The following is a 17,376-nucleotide window of genomic DNA, read 5'->3' on the forward strand; positions in this document are numbered from 1 at the left end:
CGTTCAGGGATCAGGCTGCTCTTCAAAGGTTTCGCGCAGAGCGATCTGCATCGCCGCGTGGATTTTCACGCACCAGCGCCAGACCAGCGCCAGCAGCAGCGCGGCGCACAGCAGCACCACGGTCAGGAGGCCGGTCGGCGGCAAGATACTGCCGGAGAGCGCCGCCACCAGCAGAAATACGCCGACCATCGAAACCACCGGCACCAGATCCGAAATCGCATAACGGATCGCGCTGGTGAAGCGCCCCGCGGTCGCCGGCTGCACGCTCACTTCGGCGAGCAACAGCGCGAGCGATTTGGTCTTTCGATAGACCGCCACCAGGAACGGCAGCGACAGCACCAGCGCAATGCTCCACAGCACCACGCGCTGCATCGGCTCGGACGCCACCCAGTGCGCGAGCAAGGTGCCGGTGTACGGCGCGCTATACGACACGATCAGGAAGATCGCCGCGACCAGCGCAAGATTGACGGCAATCTGCAGAATGATCCGCCGCGTCATGCTGAACAGCGTCGGCTCACCGCTCCCGGTGCTCAAACTGCGCAGCCACTGTCCATACATGCTGAACACATTGGCAAGCGTGGGCGGCATGGCGCGGCCGAGGCGCTGTGTCAACGGATCCGCGGCGCGAATCAGGTAAGGCGTGAAAAGCGTGGTCAACGCGGAAACGGCTACCGCGATCGGATACAGAAACGCGCTCGTCACCTTCAACGTCAGGCCGAGCGAGGCGATGATGAACGAGAACTCGCCGATCTGCGAGACGGTCATGCCGACCCGCATCGCCGTGCGCCCATCCTTGCCGGCGAGAAAAGTGCCGAGCCCGCAGGACACGATCTTGCCGACGATCACCGCCACGGTAATCACCGCAATCGGCCACGCGTAGTCGAGCAGCACGGTTGGATTCAGCATCAGACCGATCGTCACGAAGAAGATCGCGGAGAAAGCGTCGCGCAGCGGCGCGATCAGATGCTCGATGCGATGCAGATGGCGCGACTCGGCCATGATCGCGCCGATCAGGAACGCGCCGAGCGCCATGCTGTAGTCAAGCTTCACCACCAGCAGACAGAAGCCGAAACAGAAGCCGAGCACCGACACCAGCAGCATTTCGTCGCTTTTGGCGCGCGCCACATAGTTCAGCGCACGCGGCACGACCAGAATGCCGACCACGAGCGACACCGTCATGAAGAGCAGCAGTTTGCCGAGCGTCACGACGGCGACCCCGGCGCTCAACTCCCCCGTCTGCGCAATGCCGGAGAGCAGCACCAGCATCGCAATGGCGAGGATGTCCTCGACGATCAGAATCCCGAACACCAGTTGCGCGAAGCTCTCGCGCTTGAGACCCAACTCGGAGAGCGCCTTGACGATGATGGTGGTCGACGAGATCGCGAGAATCGCGCCGAGAAACAGCGAGTCCATCGAACTCCAGCCAAATGCGCTGCCGATCTCGTAACCGATCCACAGCATCAACACGATTTCGGAAAGCGCCGCGACGATCGCCGTCGCACCGACCTTAAAGAGCTTGCGCAAGCTGAATTCGAGCCCAAGCGAAAACATCAGGAACACCACGCCGAGTTCACCGAGCGTCTGGATGGTCTGCTCGTCGTGGATCAGCTGGAACGGCGGCGTGTACGGCCCAATGATCACGCCCGCGGCGATGTAGCCCAGCACCACCGGCTGTTTCAGGCGATGGAACAGCACGGTGACGACGCCGGCGAGCGCCATCACGACCGCCAGGTCCTGAATGAAGCCGATGCCATGATGCATGGATGCGTCCCTTACAAAAAGTAATGTCTTAAAAAACGCAGTGTAACGTACTCATGCGACCGGCCGGCAACGCGCAAACGCCGGGAGGACGCGGGATTGGTCGAACCGGCTGAGATCCGGCCGGCCGTTTCATCCGAAACTTTTTTGACACGCTGGACACCTGTGAAATATCACAATAATATTTGCCGCATATTTTCTTGGGAGTCGAGTGATGCAGCAGGTGGCCTTCAATGTTGTAGATCGTTCCGGCGACAGCCACGCCGATATCGTCGAGGTGAATCGTCTGACAATTGCGGGCTGGGCCGGCCGGGACCAGGCGGCGATCGAGCATCACATCGCCGAGCTGGCCGAACTCGGCGTTAAGCGGCCGTCGACGACACCCTGCTTCTACCGTCTCGGCGCCGAACTGCTGACCCAGGCCGGACAGATCGATGTGGTTGGCGTGAAATCCAGCGGCGAAGCCGAATGCGTGCTGGTCCGCTCGAAAGCCGGACTGCTCGTCACCGTCGGCTCGGATCACACCGATCGCGAAGTCGAGGCCTATGGCGTCACCGTCTCCAAACAGGTCTGCCCAAAACCGGTCGCGCGCGACGCGTGGCGCTTCGACGACGTGGCCGGCCACTGGGATCAGCTTGAACTGCGCGCTTTCGCCGTGACCGGCAACGGCGAGCGGCGCGTCTATCAGCAAGGCAGCGTCGCGTCGCTGCTGCCGGCCGCCGACCTGCTGGAACGCGCGCCCGTGGCGGAAGGCGCCGCGATGTTCTGCGGCACGCTGGCCGTACAAGGCGAAATCGTCGGCATGGCTGACGGCGACGCGCTCGAGCTCGAACTGCACGACCCCGTCCTGAAACGCACACTGCGCCACGCTTATCGCGTGCACGCGCTCCCCATCGTCGCCTGAGGCACCCATGAGCACTCCTCCGCTATCCGCCAATGCCGACACGTCTTCCGACGCGTGGATCGAGGCCGCCGCCCTGCGCAAGATCACCTGGCGCATCATGCCGTTCCTGTTTCTCGTCTACGTATTGTCGTACCTGGACCGCGTCAACATCGGCTACGCGAAGCTGCAGTTCACCGGTGACCTCGGCCTTTCGAACGCGGCGTATGGGCTCGGCGCGGGGATCTTTTTCTTCGGCTATTTCGTGTTCGAAGTGCCGAGCAATCTGTTGCTGAAAAAATTCGGCGCACGCGCCACCATCGCCCGCATCACGATGCTGTGGGGGCTGCTGTCGTGCCTGATGATGTTCGTGCGCTCGGAAACGATGTTCTACGTGCTGCGCTTTTTCCTCGGCGTCGCCGAGGCCGGGCTGGTGCCGGGCGTGGTGCTGTATCTGACCTTCTGGTTTCCGTCCGACCGGCGCGCGCGGATGGTCGCCGTGTTCATGGCGGCAATTCCGGTTGCGGGCATCATCGGTGCGCCCTTGTCGGGCTTTCTGATGTCGGCGCTGCACGAAGCGCACGGCTTGCGCGGCTGGCAGTGGATGTTCCTGATCGAAGGCATTCCGTCGATCCTCGCCGGCTTCTGGGCGCTCGCCGTGTTGCGCAACACACCCGCCGAAGCCGCCTGGTTGAGCGACGACGAAAAGCGCGTGATTCTCGGCCGCCTCGCGCGCGAAAACACCGCCGCCGCGGCAGCCGGCGCCGAGCATAGTCTCTCGGTTGCCCTGCGCTCGGGCCGCTTCTGGCTGCTCACGCTGATCTACTTTTGCCTCGTCACCGGCAATGCGGGCTTCTCGTTCTGGCTGCCGCAGATCGTCAAGGATCTCGGCGTCACGAATCTCGTCACGAACGGCTTCGTCACCGCGATTCCGTACCTTGCGGCGGGTATCGGCATGATCCTGATCGGACGCTCGTCGGATATCACCGGCGAACGGCGCTGGCACTACGCCGTGTGCTGTTTCATCGGCGCGGCGGGTCTGCTCGGCAGCGCCTCCGTGACGAATTCGATTCCGCTCGCCGTCACCGGTTTGTCGATCGCCTATATCGGCATTCTGGCGGGCTTCGGCATTTTCTGGTCGATGTCCACCACCTTCCTGCAAGGCACCGCGGCCGTTGCCGGCATCGCCGTGATCAACTCGATTGCGAATCTGGCGGGCTATGTGAGCCCTTACGTGCTCGGCATCGTCAAGGACGCGACACATAGCGTGACCTTCGGGCTGGTGCTGATCGCGGGCGCGTTGATCGTCGGCGGCCTCGTCACGTTGATGATGCCGCGCGTCAAGGTGCAGCACGCCGCTGCGGTCACACCGAGGAGCGCCTGACATGCGGCGCGTCTGCGTGATTGCAGATGACACGCAGCCGTACGTCATACGCAAACGACGGCCGGCGAGCAATCGCCCGCCGACCGCCGTCCGCGCAAAACCTTGCTCTACAATGCGGACGACACCGCCCGCTCTTTCTTCACATGACGCTTTTGCAGACTGCCCGCCGTTCCAGTGCCCCTCGCGAAACCGCCTCGGCGAGTCTCGCCGAACAGGCCTACGCCTTCGTCAAGCGCGAGATCATCACGATGCGTCTGCGGCCGAGCGAGGTGCTGAACGAAGCGGAATTGATGGCGTTGACGGGCATCGGCAGAACGCCGGTTCATCAGGCGCTGCATCGGCTGGTGCACGAAGGCATGCTCACCATCATGCCGAGAAAGGGCATCATGGTCCGCCCGGTGTCACTCGACGACGTGCTGGCGATCATCGACGTGCGGCTCGTCAACGAGAGCTACTGCGTCGAGCTGGCCGCGCGCCATGCGCAGCAACACGATTTCGACGCGATGCAGGCCCTGCTCGAACGCTCGGCGGTTTGCGTCGCCGCGCACGATATTGAAGGCATGATGGACATCGACCGCGAGTTCCATCTGGCGATTTCGGCGGCCTCGCGCAATGCGGTGCTGGCCGACATCCTGCGTGGCTTGCATGAACGCTCGCTGCGCTTCTGGTTCATTTCGCTGTCCGAGCCGCATCATCTGGAAGACGTCCACGAAGAACATCTCGAACTGTTTCGCCTGCTGCGCGAACGCGATGCCGAAGGCGCCCGCCAATCGGTGCAAAAGCATATCGAAGCGTTTCGCGCGACCTTGTTCAGCCGCATCTGATCGAACGCATTTCATCGTACGCAACCAATCGACCTCGACCGGTTTTAGCCGGTTCAACCGGATTCCCCGACACCATGGCTACTGAATTCACGCCCTTCCCGCCGCTAGCCCAGCTTGCCGCCGACCTCGCCACCGGCCGCACCACGAGCCGCGCGCTCGTCGAAACCGCGCTCGAACGGATCGCCGATCCGGCCGGCCAGGGCGCGGCCGTCTTCATGCACGTCGACGCCGACAGCGCCCGGGCCGCCGCCGATGCGCACGACCGCCTGCGCGCCGCCGGCACCGTCCTGTCGCCGCTCGCCGGCATTCCGGTGTCGGTCAAAGACCTGTTCGATATCGAAGGCCAGCCGACTCGCGCGGGCTCCGTGGTGCTGGCCGACGCGCCCGCCGCCAAGGCGGACGCTGTCGCCGTCGCGCGCCTGAAGCGGGCGGGTGCCGTGATCGTCGGGCGCACCAACATGAGCGAATTCGCGTTTTCCGGACTCGGCCTGAATCCGCATTACGGGAACCCGCTGTCGCCATATCAGCGCGGCGTGAAGGGCGACGAGCGAATTTCGGGCGGATCGTCGTCGGGCGCGGCGGCGTCGGTCGCGGATGGCATGGCGGCCGTCGCGCTCGGCACCGACACCGGCGGCTCGATCCGCATCCCGGCGGCGCTGTGCGGCCTGACCGGCTTCAAGCCCACCGCCGACCGTATCCCCAAGCAGGGCGGCGTGCCGCTTTCTCCGACGCTCGACTCGTTCGGGCCGATCGGCGTCTCGGTCGCCTGCTGCGCGCTGGTCGATCGCATGCTGGCCGGGCTTGAGCCGCGCATTCCGTCGGCCCGGCCGCTCGAAGGCGTGCGCCTTGGCGTGCTGACCAATTTCGTGACCGACGGCGTCGAACCGGCAGTCGCCGCCGCAATCGACACGGCCCTCAAGCATCTGGAAGCGGCCGGCGCTATCGTTACGGAAGTGCGCTTCGCGCCGCTCGACCGTCTGCCTGAGATCAACCGCTTCGGCTTTTCCCCGATCGAAGCGTATGCGTGGCACCGTCCGCTGCTGGAAAAGCACCGCGAGCAGTACGACCCGCGCGTGCTGGTGCGTATTCTCAAGGGTCAACCCGCCAGCGCCGCCGACTATCTGGACCTGCTCGCCGAGCGCCAGGCCATGCTCGACGAAGCCGCGCGCACGCTGTGGCAACGCTTCGACGCGGTTGTCGCGCCGACCGTGCCGGTGCTGCCGCCGCGCGTGGCCGATCTGATTCACGATGACGACGCTTTCGGACGCACCAACGCATTGATCCTGCGCAATCCGAGCGCGTTCAACTTCCTCGACGCCTGCGCGCTGTCGCTGCCCTGCCATCTGCGCGGCGACGCGCCGGTGGGTCTGATGCTGGCGGGCGCCCCGCACGCCGACGACGCGTTGCTGGCCATCGGCCGCGGCGCCGAGGCGGTACTCAACGCGATTCGCTGACCAAAGACGCTCGGGGCGCCGAGCGGGCAACGAATGGGCATTGAGCGGGGCACTGAGCAGGGCACCGAGCGGGCATTCAGCCGGATTGCGACTTAAAAGCGCGATAAGCGCCAGGGCGGGGGTTCGCGCTAGAATCGCGGGCACCCGCCCTTTCCGTTTCCAGACAGCCACACGACCCATGAATAACGACAATGCGATGCTGCGCCGCGAGCGCTCCCTGCTGGTTCTGCTCGGCCTGATCTGCGTCGGCCTCGTCGCCGGCGCGCTCTATCTGCAATACGGCTTGCATGAGGATCCCTGCCCGCTGTGCATCATCCAGCGCTATTTCTTCCTGCTGATCGCGATTTTTGCGTTCCTCGGCGCGCGCTTCAACAGCTGGCGCGGCGTGCGGCTGCTGGAAGTGCTGGCGGCGCTGTCGGCTCTCGCCGGCATCGTAACCGCCGCGCGGCACGTGTATGTGCAGGCCAATCCGGGGTTCAGCTGCGGTTTCGACGCGCTGCAGCCGGTCGTCGACAGTTTGCCGCCCGCGCACTGGCTGCCGGGCGTCTTCAAGGTGGCGGGGCTCTGCGAAACGGCCTATCCGCCGATTCTGGGTCTGTCGCTGCCCACCTGGTCGCTGGTGGCTTTCGTCGTGGCCTTCGTGCCGTTGGCGCTGAGCCTCGTCAAGAATCGCCGCCGGTTCGACTGAACGCGCCCCGAGCCAGCTTTTTCGGCTGCTTAGGTTGACTTAACCGGCTTCGCGCCGGCCTTTGGACCGTTTTTCACGGTGGCTCGAAGGCCGGCGTTTTCATGTCGGCTCTGGCCCCGTAGAGTCGGCAAGACCGCACCACCGGCGCCCTGCGGGCACACACGCAGCGCCCTTTGCTCCCCGCTCTGCCCCGCCCCGCCTGATTTTCCCCATCCGCCCCGCCTCACGCAACTTCCCGGCGCGGCGCGAATCGTATCAATCACATGACCGCTTCCGAATAAGCTTCATGCGAGTTGGGAAATATTTTCGGGACAAGGTAATGCTATCTTCGGAACTGGATGGCGATCTACGTGCGCGAGGCCGGCTTTGGCGCGACCCCATGCGTAACGCGCGCCCGGTCCGCACTGTCTTTCGGATTCGCCATGACAACGCAAACCATCCGCTTTTATCACCAGGGGACCGTCCGTGAGGTCGCGGGCGTCCCGGCGGCGCGCACCGTGCTTCAGCACCTGCGCGACGATTTGCATTGCACGGGCACCAAGGAAGGTTGCGCGGAAGGCGACTGCGGCGCCTGCACGGTGGTGATCGGCGAACTGGATGCGCACGGCGGCCTCGCGTTGAAAGCGGTCAACGCCTGCATCCAGTTCCTGCCGACGCTGGACGGCAAAGCCCTTTTCACCGTCGAAGACCTGCGCGCCCCCGACGGCGCCCTGCACCCCGTCCAGCAGGCCATGGTCGATTGCCACGGCTCCCAGTGCGGTTTCTGCACTCCCGGCTTTGTGATGTCGATGTGGGCGCTGTACGAAAACCAGCCGGCCGCCGCCGGCCTGCCCACCCGTGACGAAATCAACGCCGCGCTGTCAGGCAATCTGTGCCGCTGCACCGGTTATCGCCCGATTGTCGACGCATCGCAGAAGATGTTCGACTATCCGCAATATCCCCGCGTGACGCTGGACCGCAAAGCGGTCGCCGACACGCTGCGTGAGATCCAGCGCCGTGACACCTTCGAATACGGCGCGCCCGATACGCGCGGCGCCGAATTCGGCTCGCCCGTCTTCCGTGCACCGGTCGAACTCGACGCGTTCGCCAGACTGCGCGCCGAACATCCGCAGGCGCGCCTGCTGGCCGGCAGCACCGACGTCGGTTTGTGGGTCACCAAGCAGTTCCGCGATCTCGGCGACATTCTGTATATCGGCAACGTCGCCGAATTGAAGACGATCGAACGCGATGCGCAGACGCTGACAATCGGCGCGGCGGTCACGCTCGAAGACGCGTACGCGGCGCTCGCCGTCGATTATCCGGAGCTCGCTGAGTTGTGGACGCGTTTCGCGTCGCTGCCGATCCGCAATGCCGGCACGCTCGGCGGCAATGTCGCGAATGGTTCGCCGATCGGCGATTCGATGCCCGCGCTGCTCGCGCTCGGCGCGGAAGTCGTGCTGCGCCACGGCGCCAAAACCCGCACGCTGACGCTCGACGCGTTCTACCTCGGCTATCAGAAAACCGCGCTCGCGGCCGGCGAATTCGTCGCGGCGCTGCGCGTGCCGCGTCCGGCTCGCGATCTGCGGTTCCGCACGTATAAAGTGTCGAAGCGCTACGATCAGGACATTTCCGCGGTGTGCGCGGCGTTTGCGCTGCACATCGGCGAAAACGGCCTGATCACGGATGCGCGCATCGCCTTCGGCGGCATGGCCGCGACCCCGAAACGCGCCGCGCAAACCGAAGCTGCGCTCACTGGCGCAACATGGAACGAAAGCACCGCGCGGCAAGCGATGAACGCACTCGTCGCCGATTACCAGCCGCTCACCGACATGCGCGCATCCAGCGCCTACCGGCTCAAGGTCGCGCGCAATCTGTTGTGGCGCTTCCACCTCGAAACGCGCGATGAAGCACCGCTCACCCTCTGCGACGTGAATGCGTTCGCGTACGAATCCGGTGCGACGGACGGTGCCGTGGCCGTTGCAAAGGAGCCGTCGTGATGAACCGGACCGATGCTTTTGTCGAACCTGCCGCGAGGCACGCTGCCGCGCACGAAAGCGAGACGGCGATCGGTGTGTCGCTGCCGCACGAATCCGCCACGCTGCATGTGAGCGGCGAGGCCATCTACACCGACGATCTTCCCGAATTGCAAGGCACGCTGCACGCTGCGCTGGGACTCTCGCGGCACGCGCATGCACGGATCGTGTCGCTCGATCTGGATGCCGTACGAAAAGCGCCAGGCGTCGTCGCGGTTCTGACTGCAGAAGATATCCCCGGCGAGAACAATTGCGGCCCGGTGCTGCACGACGATCCGATTCTCGCCGTTGACGAAGTGCTGTATCTCGGCCAACCGGTGTTCGCGGTGATCGCCGAGAGTCATGAACTCGCGCGGCGCGCCGCCGCGCTCGCCAAAAGCGACGACGTGGTGCGCTACGAACCGCTCGAAGTCGTCCTCACGCCCGCCGAAGCGAAAGCCAACAAGCAGTTCGTCCTGCCGCCGCTACACCTGAAGCGGGGCGACCCGGAGGCGAAAATTGCCGCCGCGCCGCATCGGATCCGCGGCACGTTCGAGGTCGGCGGCCAGGAACAGTTTTATCTGGAAGGCCAGATCGCGTACGCCGTCCCGAAGGAAATGGACGGCATGCTGGTCTACAGTTCGACGCAGCATCCGAGCGAAATGCAACAGGTGGTCGCGCATATGCTCGGCTGGCCGGCGCACAACGTCGTGTGCGAATGCCGGCGCATGGGCGGCGGCTTCGGCGGCAAGGAATCGCAATCCGCGCTGTTTGCGTGCGTGGCCTCGCTGGCGGCGAAACTGCTGCGCCGCCCGGTCAAACTGCGCGCCGATCGCGACGACGATTTCATGATCACCGGCAAGCGCCACGACGCGGTCTACGAGTACGAAGCCGGCTTCGACGATAGCGGCCGGATTCTCGGCGCGCGCGTGGAAATCGCCCTGAGAGCAGGCTATTCCGCCGACCTGTCGGGCGCGGTCGCAACCCGCGCCGTCTGTCACTTCGACAACGCGTACTACCTGTCCGACGTCGATATCGTCGCGCTGTGCTGCAAGACGAATACGCAATCGAACACCGCGTTTCGCGGCTTCGGCGGCCCGCAAGGCGCGCTAGTGATGGAAGTGATGCTCGACAGCATCGCGCGTCAATTGCATTGCGATCCGCTCGACGTGCGGCTCGCCAACTACTACGGGATCGGTGAACGCGACACGACGCCCTACGGACAACGCGTCGAAGACAACATCATCGCGCCGCTGACCGACGAGTTGCTGGAAACCAGCGACTACCGCGCGCGCCGCGAAGCGATCGCCGCGTTCAATGCGCAGAGTCCGGTGCTCAAACGCGGCCTTGCGTTCTCGCCGGTGAAGTTCGGCATCTCGTTCAACGTGCCGTTTCTGAATCAGGCCGGCGCGCTGGTGCATGTGTACAAAGACGGTTCGGTGCTCGTCAATCACGGCGGCACCGAGATGGGCCAGGGGCTCAACACGAAGGTCGCGCAGGTTGTCGCGAATCAACTCGGGTTGCCGCTTTCGCGCGTGCGCGTCACGGCGGCCGATACGTCGAAAATCGCCAACACCTCGGCGACGGCGGCCTCTACCGGCAGCGACCTGAACGGCAAAGCCGCCGAAGCGGCGGCGCGGACCATTCGCAAACGGCTCGCGGAACTCGCCGCGAGGCAGTTGGGCGGCAACGCCGATGCGGTGGAATTCGCCAACGGAGAAGTGTCGGTGAACGGTGGTGCGATGCCGTTCGAACAACTGGTCGGCGCGGCGTATCTGGCGCGCGTGCAGTTGTGGTCGGACGGTTTCTACACGACGCCGAAAGTGCACTGGGACGCGCAAACGCTAACCGGTCACCCGTTTTATTATTTTGCATACGGAGCCGCGGTGTCGGAAGTCGTGATCGACACGTTGACCGGCGAATGGAAACTGGTGCGCGCGGACGTGCTGCACGACGCCGGCCAATCGATCAATCCGGCGATCGATATCGGCCAGGTGGAAGGCGGCTTCATTCAGGGCATGGGCTGGCTCACCACGGAAGAATTGTGGTGGAACCGCGATGGCCGCCTGATGACGCACGCGCCGTCGACGTACAAGATTCCCGCCGTGAGCGATACGCCGGCGGCGTTCAACGTGCAGCTCTATCGGAACCGCAACGCCGAGCCGACGGTGTTCCATTCGAAGGCCGTGGGCGAGCCGCCTCTGTTGCTGCCGTTCTCCGTATTCCTCGCGATTCGTGACGCGATTGCGGCCGCGGCGCCGGATGCGGACCATGCGCCGCCGTTGCGCGCACCGGCGACACCCGAAGCGATTCTCGACGCGCTGGACGCGTTGCAACCGCCGACGACCGCAAACGATCAGGCAACCGGACAGTCGACGCAAGCGGCAAGCGCGTCCCCCACCACAACGATTTCAGCAATTTAAAGCCAGGGCCCGACGCGACACGAACGCGCCGCGCCACGCTCAACCGGCCGCACGGACACCCCGCGCGGCCCTGTATGGAGAACCGCCGGATGCAAGCCTGGCTACCTGACCTGCAACAACTGCTCGCGCACGGCGACGCCGCCGTGCTGGTAACGGTCGCGCGCGTCGAAGGGTCGGCGCCCCGCGAAGCCGGCACCAAGATGATCGTCACGCGCGAATCGGCCAAACATACGATCGGCGGCGGACACCTCGAATGGAAAGCCATCGAGACCGCCCGCCAGGTGCTGCGCGACGGCATGCGCTCGCCGCACGCACGCCGCCTCGAACGCTTCGCGCTTGGGCCGAGTCTCGGCCAATGCTGCGGCGGCGCGGTGATTCTCGCCTTCGAGCGCCTCGACATCGGCGATCTCGGCTGGATCACGTCGCTCGCAAAACGCGTGGCCGCGGGTCAATCGACGGTGCGTAGCGTATCATTCGGCCCCGCACCGGATGCGGTGATGCTGTCCGACCCCGAGCCGGGTGTCGATGCCGCCGACTGCCTGCTATGGGACGGCGCCGGCTTCGACGACAGCGGCGCGCTGCTCACCGAGACCATCGCGCCAGGCGACTTCCAGGTCGTGCTGTTCGGCGCCGGTCACGTGGGCGCGGCGCTGGTTCGCGTGCTGGCCACGCTGCCTTGCACCGTGCGCTGGGTCGACGAACGCGACGCGCAGTTCCCGCCGCTGGAAACGCTTCATGCGCCGAATGTGAAGATCGATCCGAACGACGCGCCCGACGAAGCGATCGACCAGGCCGCGCCGCACACGTACTTCATCGTGATGACGCACAACCATGCGCTCGATCTCGAGTTGGCCGAGCGCATTCTGCGGCGCGGCGATTTCGCGTTCTTCGGCATGATCGGCTCGCACACCAAGCGCAAGCAGTTCGAACATCGGCTGGCCGCGCGCGGCATCGACCCTGCGCAGATTGCGCGGATGAAGTGCCCCCTCGGCGTCGACGGAATCGTCGACAAGTCGCCGGAAATCATCGCGATCTCGGCGGCCGCCCAGGTATTGCAAGCCGTGGAGGCGAATGCGGGCGCGCATGCGGCGCAGACGGTCTGATTTGCAGCACAATCGACCTGCCGCCCGAACGCGAGTGCATCCTGCCACGCATCCCGCATCCGGCGCGAACCGACTCCAACGAACTCCTGACCGACCATGAATACAACAACCGCTACCTCACTATCGCTCGTCGAGAAAACCGCTCGCGCACCGAAGGCCGAGCTGCACATCCATATCGAAGGCTCGCTCGAACCCGAGTTGATCTTCGCGCTCGCCGAGCGCAACGGCGTGAAGCTTGCGTACGACTCGATCGACGCCTTGCGCGCCGCGTACGCGTTCACCGATCTGCAATCGTTTCTCGACATCTACTATGCCGGCGCGAGCGTGCTGCTGCACGAGCAGGACTTCTACGACATGACGATGGCCTATGTCGAACGCTGCCTCGCCGACAACGTGATCCACAGCGAAATTTTCTTCGACCCGCAGACGCACACAGAGCGTGGCGTACCGATCGCAACGGCAGTGGCCGGCATCGAACGCGCGCTCGCCGACGCGGAAAAGCGCGGCATGACGAGCAAGCTGATTCTGTGTTTCCTGCGCCATCTATCGGAAGAAGATGCGCTCGCTACCTTTGAAGAAGCGCGGCCCTTGTTCGAGCAGTACAAACACCGCCTGATCGGCGTAGGGCTCGATTCTTCCGAGCGTGGTCATCCGCCGTCGAAGTTCGAACGCGTGTTCGCCAAGGCGCGCGCGCTCGATCTGAAACTGGTCGCGCATGCGGGCGAAGAAGGGCCGCCGTCGTATATCTACGAAGCGCTCGATCTGCTGAACGTGGATCGCGTCGACCACGGGGTGCGCAGCATCGAAGATCCGGCGCTCGTCACTCGCCTCGCCGACACGCGCGTCGCGCTGACCGTGTGCCCGTTGTCGAACCTCAAGCTCTGCGTGTTCGACGACATGACTCAACACACTCTGAAGGACCTGCTCGATCGCGGCGTCGCCGTCACGGTGAATTCCGACGATCCGGCTTATTTCGGCGGTTACGTGAACGCCAACTATTTCGCCATCATCGACGCGTTGAAGCTCAACGATGCCGAGGTCTACACGATCATCCGCAACAGCTTCGAAGCGTCGTTCGTCACGCCCGAGCAACGCAGCGAACTGATCGCGAAGCTCGACGCGCACTGGCACCCTGGCGGCCCGCACTGACGGGCCAATGAATAGCAGCCGGCGGCGGCACGGGTTCGTTTCAGAGCCAGACTAAAACCGTCGCCCGTGCTGCGTAGCTCCCCACAATACGGAGACGGTTTTTCTCATGACTCAATCAGCACCAGCGGCACCCTCGGCACAGGCCGCCCAATCAGCATTCCGCGCACAACTGCTGACCTTCAACGGTGACCCCGCGCAATCGCCCAACGCGGCGGTCTTCAACGAAGACGGCTTGCTGATCGTCGAAGACGGCCATGTCGTCGCAGCAGGCGCGTATGCCGAGCTCGCGTCCCGACTCGCGCCGGGCACCCATGTGCAGGAGATGCGCGACAAGCTGATCGTGCCGGGTTTCATCGATACGCACATCCACTATCCGCAAACCGACATGATCGCGTCGCCGGCGCCCGGGCTCCTGCCGTGGCTCGACACGTACACGTTCCCGACGGAGCGCCGCTTTGCCGACCCGGCCTATGCACGCGATACGGCGAGCTTCTTTGTCGACGAACTGCTGGCTTGCGGCACGACCACCGCGCTCGTGTATTGCACGGTCCACAAGGACTCGGCCGACGCGCTCTTCACCGAAAGCGAAGCGCGCAATCTGCGCATGGTGGCCGGCAAGGTGCTGATGGACCGCAACTGCCCGGAATTCCTGCGCGACACCGCGCAATCGGGCTATGACGATAGCGCCGAATTGATCGGCCGCTGGCACAACCGTGGCCGCCAGATGTACGCGCTCACGCCGCGTTTCGCGCCGACCTCGACCGAAGCGCAGCTCGAAGCGTGCGGCGTGCTGGCGGGCAAGCATCCGGACATCTTCATCCAGAGCCACGTGGCCGAAAACACCGACGAGGTGAAGTGGGTCGCCGATCTGTTCCCGGGGCACCGCAGCTACCTGGACATCTACGATCATTATGGTCTGCTGCGCCGCCGCGCGGTGTACGGCCACTGCATCTACCTCGACGACGAAGACCGCAAGCGCATGGCGCAGACCGGCACGGTCGCCTCGCACTGCCCGACCTCGAACCTGTTCCTCGGCAGCGGCCTGTTCGACTTCGACAAAGCCGACGAAGCCGGCACGCCGATCGCGCTCGCAACGGACGTCGGCGGCGGCACCTCGTTCTCGATGCTGCAAACCATGAACGAGGCGCACAAGGTCGCGCGCCTGACCGGCCACCATCTGACGGCTACGCGCATGTTCTATCTGGCAACGGCAGGCGCTGCGGAAGCACTCGATCTGGCCGACAAGGTCGGCACCTTGAAGCCGAAGTCGGAAGCCGACTTTGTCGTGCTCGATCCGCAAGCCACGCCGCTGCTCGCGCGCCGTACCGCACGCACGGAATCGCTCGAAGAGCTGCTGTTCGCGTTCGCGCTGCTCGGCGACGACCGCGCGATCTACGAAACGTATGCGGCTGGCAAGCGTGTGCATCGTCGCGACGACGTGCGTCAGCATGCGCCGCGTGCGGCGAAAATCGCGGCCTGATGGAATCGTTGGGCTGAGTCCCGAGCCGATTCGGACAGTTGAATAAAAAACGGCGCTTCCTTCAAGAAGCGCCGTTTTTATTTGCCCATGCGATGCGGGCCGATCAACGATGCGTACACACGTCGTGCAACGCATTCAGACGGCGCACCGGATCGGCGACGTAAGGATTCGACTCATCCCACGCATAACCCGCCAGCACCGCGCTGATCATGCGACGAATCGAAGGCGTCTGGTCCGGATAGAAAATGATGTCCTGCAATTCGCCCGTGTACCAGCGTTCGACGAAGGCGCGGAAGGTATCGATCCCCTTGCGCAACGGCACGTCGTAAGCGGCCGACCAGTCGACCTGCTCGCCGTCCAGTTGCCGGTTCAAGGTCTGCACCGCGAGATGCGCGGAACGCAGCGCGATCGTCACACCGGATGAAAACACCGGATCGAGGAATTCGCCCGCATTGCCGAGCAGGGCATAGCCCGGCCCATGCAAACGCTCCACATTCGCCGCATAGCCGCCAATATGGCGCACCGGCATCAGGAACGGCGCGTTGCCGATCAGCGGCCCGAGTGTCGGCTCCTGCTGGATCAACGTACGCAGTTTCGCGTCGCGTTCAGCTTCCGGCACATCGAGGAAATTCGCCTCGGCCACGCAACCCACTGAAGAGCGGCCACCCGCCAACGGAATCATCCAGAACCACACGTCGCGGCGCTCCGGGTGTGTCGCCACGCAGATCTTGTTGCGGTCGGTCGCACCGGCCGGAATGCCGTCCAGAACGTGCGAAAAGATCGCGGCGCGGGTCGGCATGCGCGTCGGCGCTTCGAGGTTCAGCAAGCGTGGCAGCACACGGCCGAAGCCGCTCGCGTCGAACACGAACTGCGCCTCCACTTCGTACGCGTTGTCCGCTTCGTCGATCACCTCGAGCAACGGCTTCTTGCCGCCCTCGCCCGCCGTGCCCGGATGCATCGCGCGGACCGTGTGGCCGAAGCGCACGTCGGCGCCCTGCTGGGCTGCGCAACGAATCAGAATATCGTCGAACACCGCGCGCTCGACCTGGTACGTGGTGCCCCAACCAGCCGAATGCTTGTCGCGGAAGTCGAACGCCGACGACTGGCCGCGATGAACAAAATGCGCGCCGTTCTTGTACTGGAATCCGGCCTCGACCACTGCCTGCAGCATGCCCGCTTCTTCGAGGTAGGCCATGCTTTGCGGCAGCAGACTCTCGCCGATCGAGAACCGCGGGAAATGCTGGCGCTCCAGCACCAGCACCGAGCGTCCCGCCCGGCGCAAGAGCGCCGCAGCGACCGCACCTGCCGGACCTGCACCGATGATCGCGACATCGACGGTCACGCGCTTTGACGAATGTGTACTCAAAGTTGCCTCAATCGTTTGCTTGCTCTAGGCAGCGTTACGCTGCATCCTTACTTCTCGTTACAATTACGCTTCACAGCAAGAACACTCGCAGCAAGAACGCTATTTCGCCGGGGAGCCCAGCGTGTCGTCATCCGAAACATCCAGCGTGCCTTATGTGCCGGAAACCGCCTTCGGGATCTGGTTCCTGCGTACCTATACGTGGGAACACCATGTTCTGCGGGTCGCGATCAACGACCTCAAACGCCTGATCGACGCGCCCTTGCCGGTGGCGCCGGTTATCGTCGACGTCGGCTGTGGACAAGGCATTTCGTTCCGCCTGCTGGCTGACGCGTTCAAGCCGCGCCGCATTGTCGGCGTCGATTTTCACGAACCGTCGCTGACGCTTGCCGCCAATGCCGCCCACGCCTGCGGCGACAAGCTCGCCGACATCGACGTGCTGCACGGCGACTGCGCGCAATTGCCGTTGCCCGATGCCAGCGCCGACATCGTGTTCTGCCATCAAACCTTCCACCATCTGGTCGAGCAGGACCGCGCGCTCGCCGAGTTCCGCCGCGTGCTCAAACCGGGCGGCATCCTGCTGTTCGCCGAATCCACCGACGCGTACATCAAGTCGTGGGTGATCCGCTTGCTGTTCCGCCATCCCATGCACGTGCAGAAAAGCGCGGACGGGTACCTCGACATGATCCGCGCTGGCGGTTTTCGCTTCGAGCGGCGCAACGTCTCGCTGCCGTATCTCTGGTGGAGCCGCGCGAAAGACTTCGGCCTGCTCGAACGGATCGGCCTGTCCCATCCGCAACCTGGCAAGCGCCGTGAAACGCTGGTCAATGTCGCGGCGGTCAAGGCGGGTTGAATCTGTCTTGCGAGGGCGGCGGCGTC

Annotated in this window: 13 protein-coding genes; 11 read left to right on the forward strand and 2 right to left on the reverse strand. The window is 64.4% G+C overall.

The annotated features are described in order from the left end of the window. Window positions 1-3: 3 nt before the first annotated feature. A complete protein-coding gene (locus HWX91_RS03205) occupies window positions 4-1,761 on the reverse strand; it encodes a cation:proton antiporter (RefSeq protein WP_028200106.1) in 1,758 nt (585 codons plus the stop codon). 211 nt (window positions 1,762-1,972) lie between these two features. Here HWX91_RS03205 and HWX91_RS03210 point away from each other — a divergent pair, with 211 nt between their 5' ends. From HWX91_RS03210 to guaD, 10 genes are all read left to right on the forward strand, one after another. After that, window positions 1,973-2,662 carry a DUF2848 domain-containing protein gene (locus tag HWX91_RS03210; protein WP_028200107.1) on the forward strand — a complete coding sequence of 230 codons (690 nt, stop codon included), beginning with the start codon at window positions 1,973-1,975 and terminating at the stop codon, window positions 2,660-2,662. A gap of 7 nt (window positions 2,663-2,669) precedes the next feature. Then, window positions 2,670-4,022 (forward strand): MFS transporter, encoded by a 1,353-nt coding sequence (locus HWX91_RS03215; RefSeq protein ID WP_028200108.1) that lies wholly within the window; start codon window positions 2,670-2,672, stop codon window positions 4,020-4,022. Between the two features lie 143 nt (window positions 4,023-4,165). Continuing rightward, the gene (locus HWX91_RS03220) at window positions 4,166-4,846 is read left to right on the forward strand and encodes a GntR family transcriptional regulator (RefSeq protein WP_028200109.1); all 681 of its coding nucleotides are present in this window, start codon (window positions 4,166-4,168) and stop codon (window positions 4,844-4,846) included. 74 nt (window positions 4,847-4,920) lie between these two features. Then, a complete protein-coding gene (locus tag HWX91_RS03225; protein WP_028200110.1) occupies window positions 4,921-6,300 on the forward strand; it encodes an amidase in 1,380 nt (459 codons plus the stop codon). 178 nt (window positions 6,301-6,478) lie between these two features. After that, complete coding sequence (locus HWX91_RS03230) at window positions 6,479-6,988, forward strand: disulfide bond formation protein B (protein WP_028200111.1); 510 nt, start codon at window positions 6,479-6,481, stop codon at window positions 6,986-6,988. A gap of 422 nt (window positions 6,989-7,410) precedes the next feature. Beyond that, window positions 7,411-8,964, forward strand: a complete 1,554-nt coding sequence (gene xdhA / locus HWX91_RS03235; protein WP_081833248.1) for a xanthine dehydrogenase small subunit — start codon at window positions 7,411-7,413, stop codon at window positions 8,962-8,964. Then, entirely contained in the window at window positions 8,964-11,402 is a 2,439-nt protein-coding gene (gene xdhB / locus HWX91_RS03240; RefSeq protein ID WP_042277132.1) for a xanthine dehydrogenase molybdopterin binding subunit, read from the forward strand. The genes xdhA and xdhB overlap by 1 nt, the downstream gene beginning before the upstream one ends. 89 nt (window positions 11,403-11,491) lie before the next feature. Beyond that, window positions 11,492-12,505 carry a xanthine dehydrogenase accessory protein XdhC gene (gene xdhC, locus HWX91_RS03245; RefSeq protein ID WP_102857454.1) on the forward strand — a complete coding sequence of 338 codons (1,014 nt, stop codon included), beginning with the start codon at window positions 11,492-11,494 and terminating at the stop codon, window positions 12,503-12,505. Between the two features lie 96 nt (window positions 12,506-12,601). Next, window positions 12,602-13,654 (forward strand): adenosine deaminase, encoded by a 1,053-nt coding sequence (locus HWX91_RS03250; protein ID WP_028200114.1) that lies wholly within the window; start codon window positions 12,602-12,604, stop codon window positions 13,652-13,654. 106 nt (window positions 13,655-13,760) lie between these two features. After that, the gene (gene guaD / locus HWX91_RS03255; protein WP_028200115.1) at window positions 13,761-15,134 is read left to right on the forward strand and encodes a guanine deaminase; all 1,374 of its coding nucleotides are present in this window, start codon (window positions 13,761-13,763) and stop codon (window positions 15,132-15,134) included. A 103-nt stretch (window positions 15,135-15,237) separates the two neighbouring features. Here guaD and HWX91_RS03260 read toward each other — a convergent pair whose 3' ends face one another. After that, entirely contained in the window at window positions 15,238-16,500 is a 1,263-nt protein-coding gene (locus HWX91_RS03260; protein ID WP_028200116.1) for an NAD(P)/FAD-dependent oxidoreductase, read from the reverse strand. 121 nt (window positions 16,501-16,621) lie between these two features. Between HWX91_RS03260 and HWX91_RS03265 the strand changes: the two genes are divergently transcribed. Beyond that, window positions 16,622-17,350 (forward strand): class I SAM-dependent methyltransferase, encoded by a 729-nt coding sequence (locus HWX91_RS03265; protein WP_028200117.1) that lies wholly within the window; start codon window positions 16,622-16,624, stop codon window positions 17,348-17,350. Window positions 17,351-17,376: the final 26 nt, after the last annotated feature.

The sequence above is a fragment of the Paraburkholderia fungorum genome (genome assembly GCF_902833645.1).
In the GTDB taxonomy this organism is placed as follows: Bacteria; Pseudomonadota; Gammaproteobacteria; order Burkholderiales; family Burkholderiaceae; genus Paraburkholderia; species Paraburkholderia fungorum.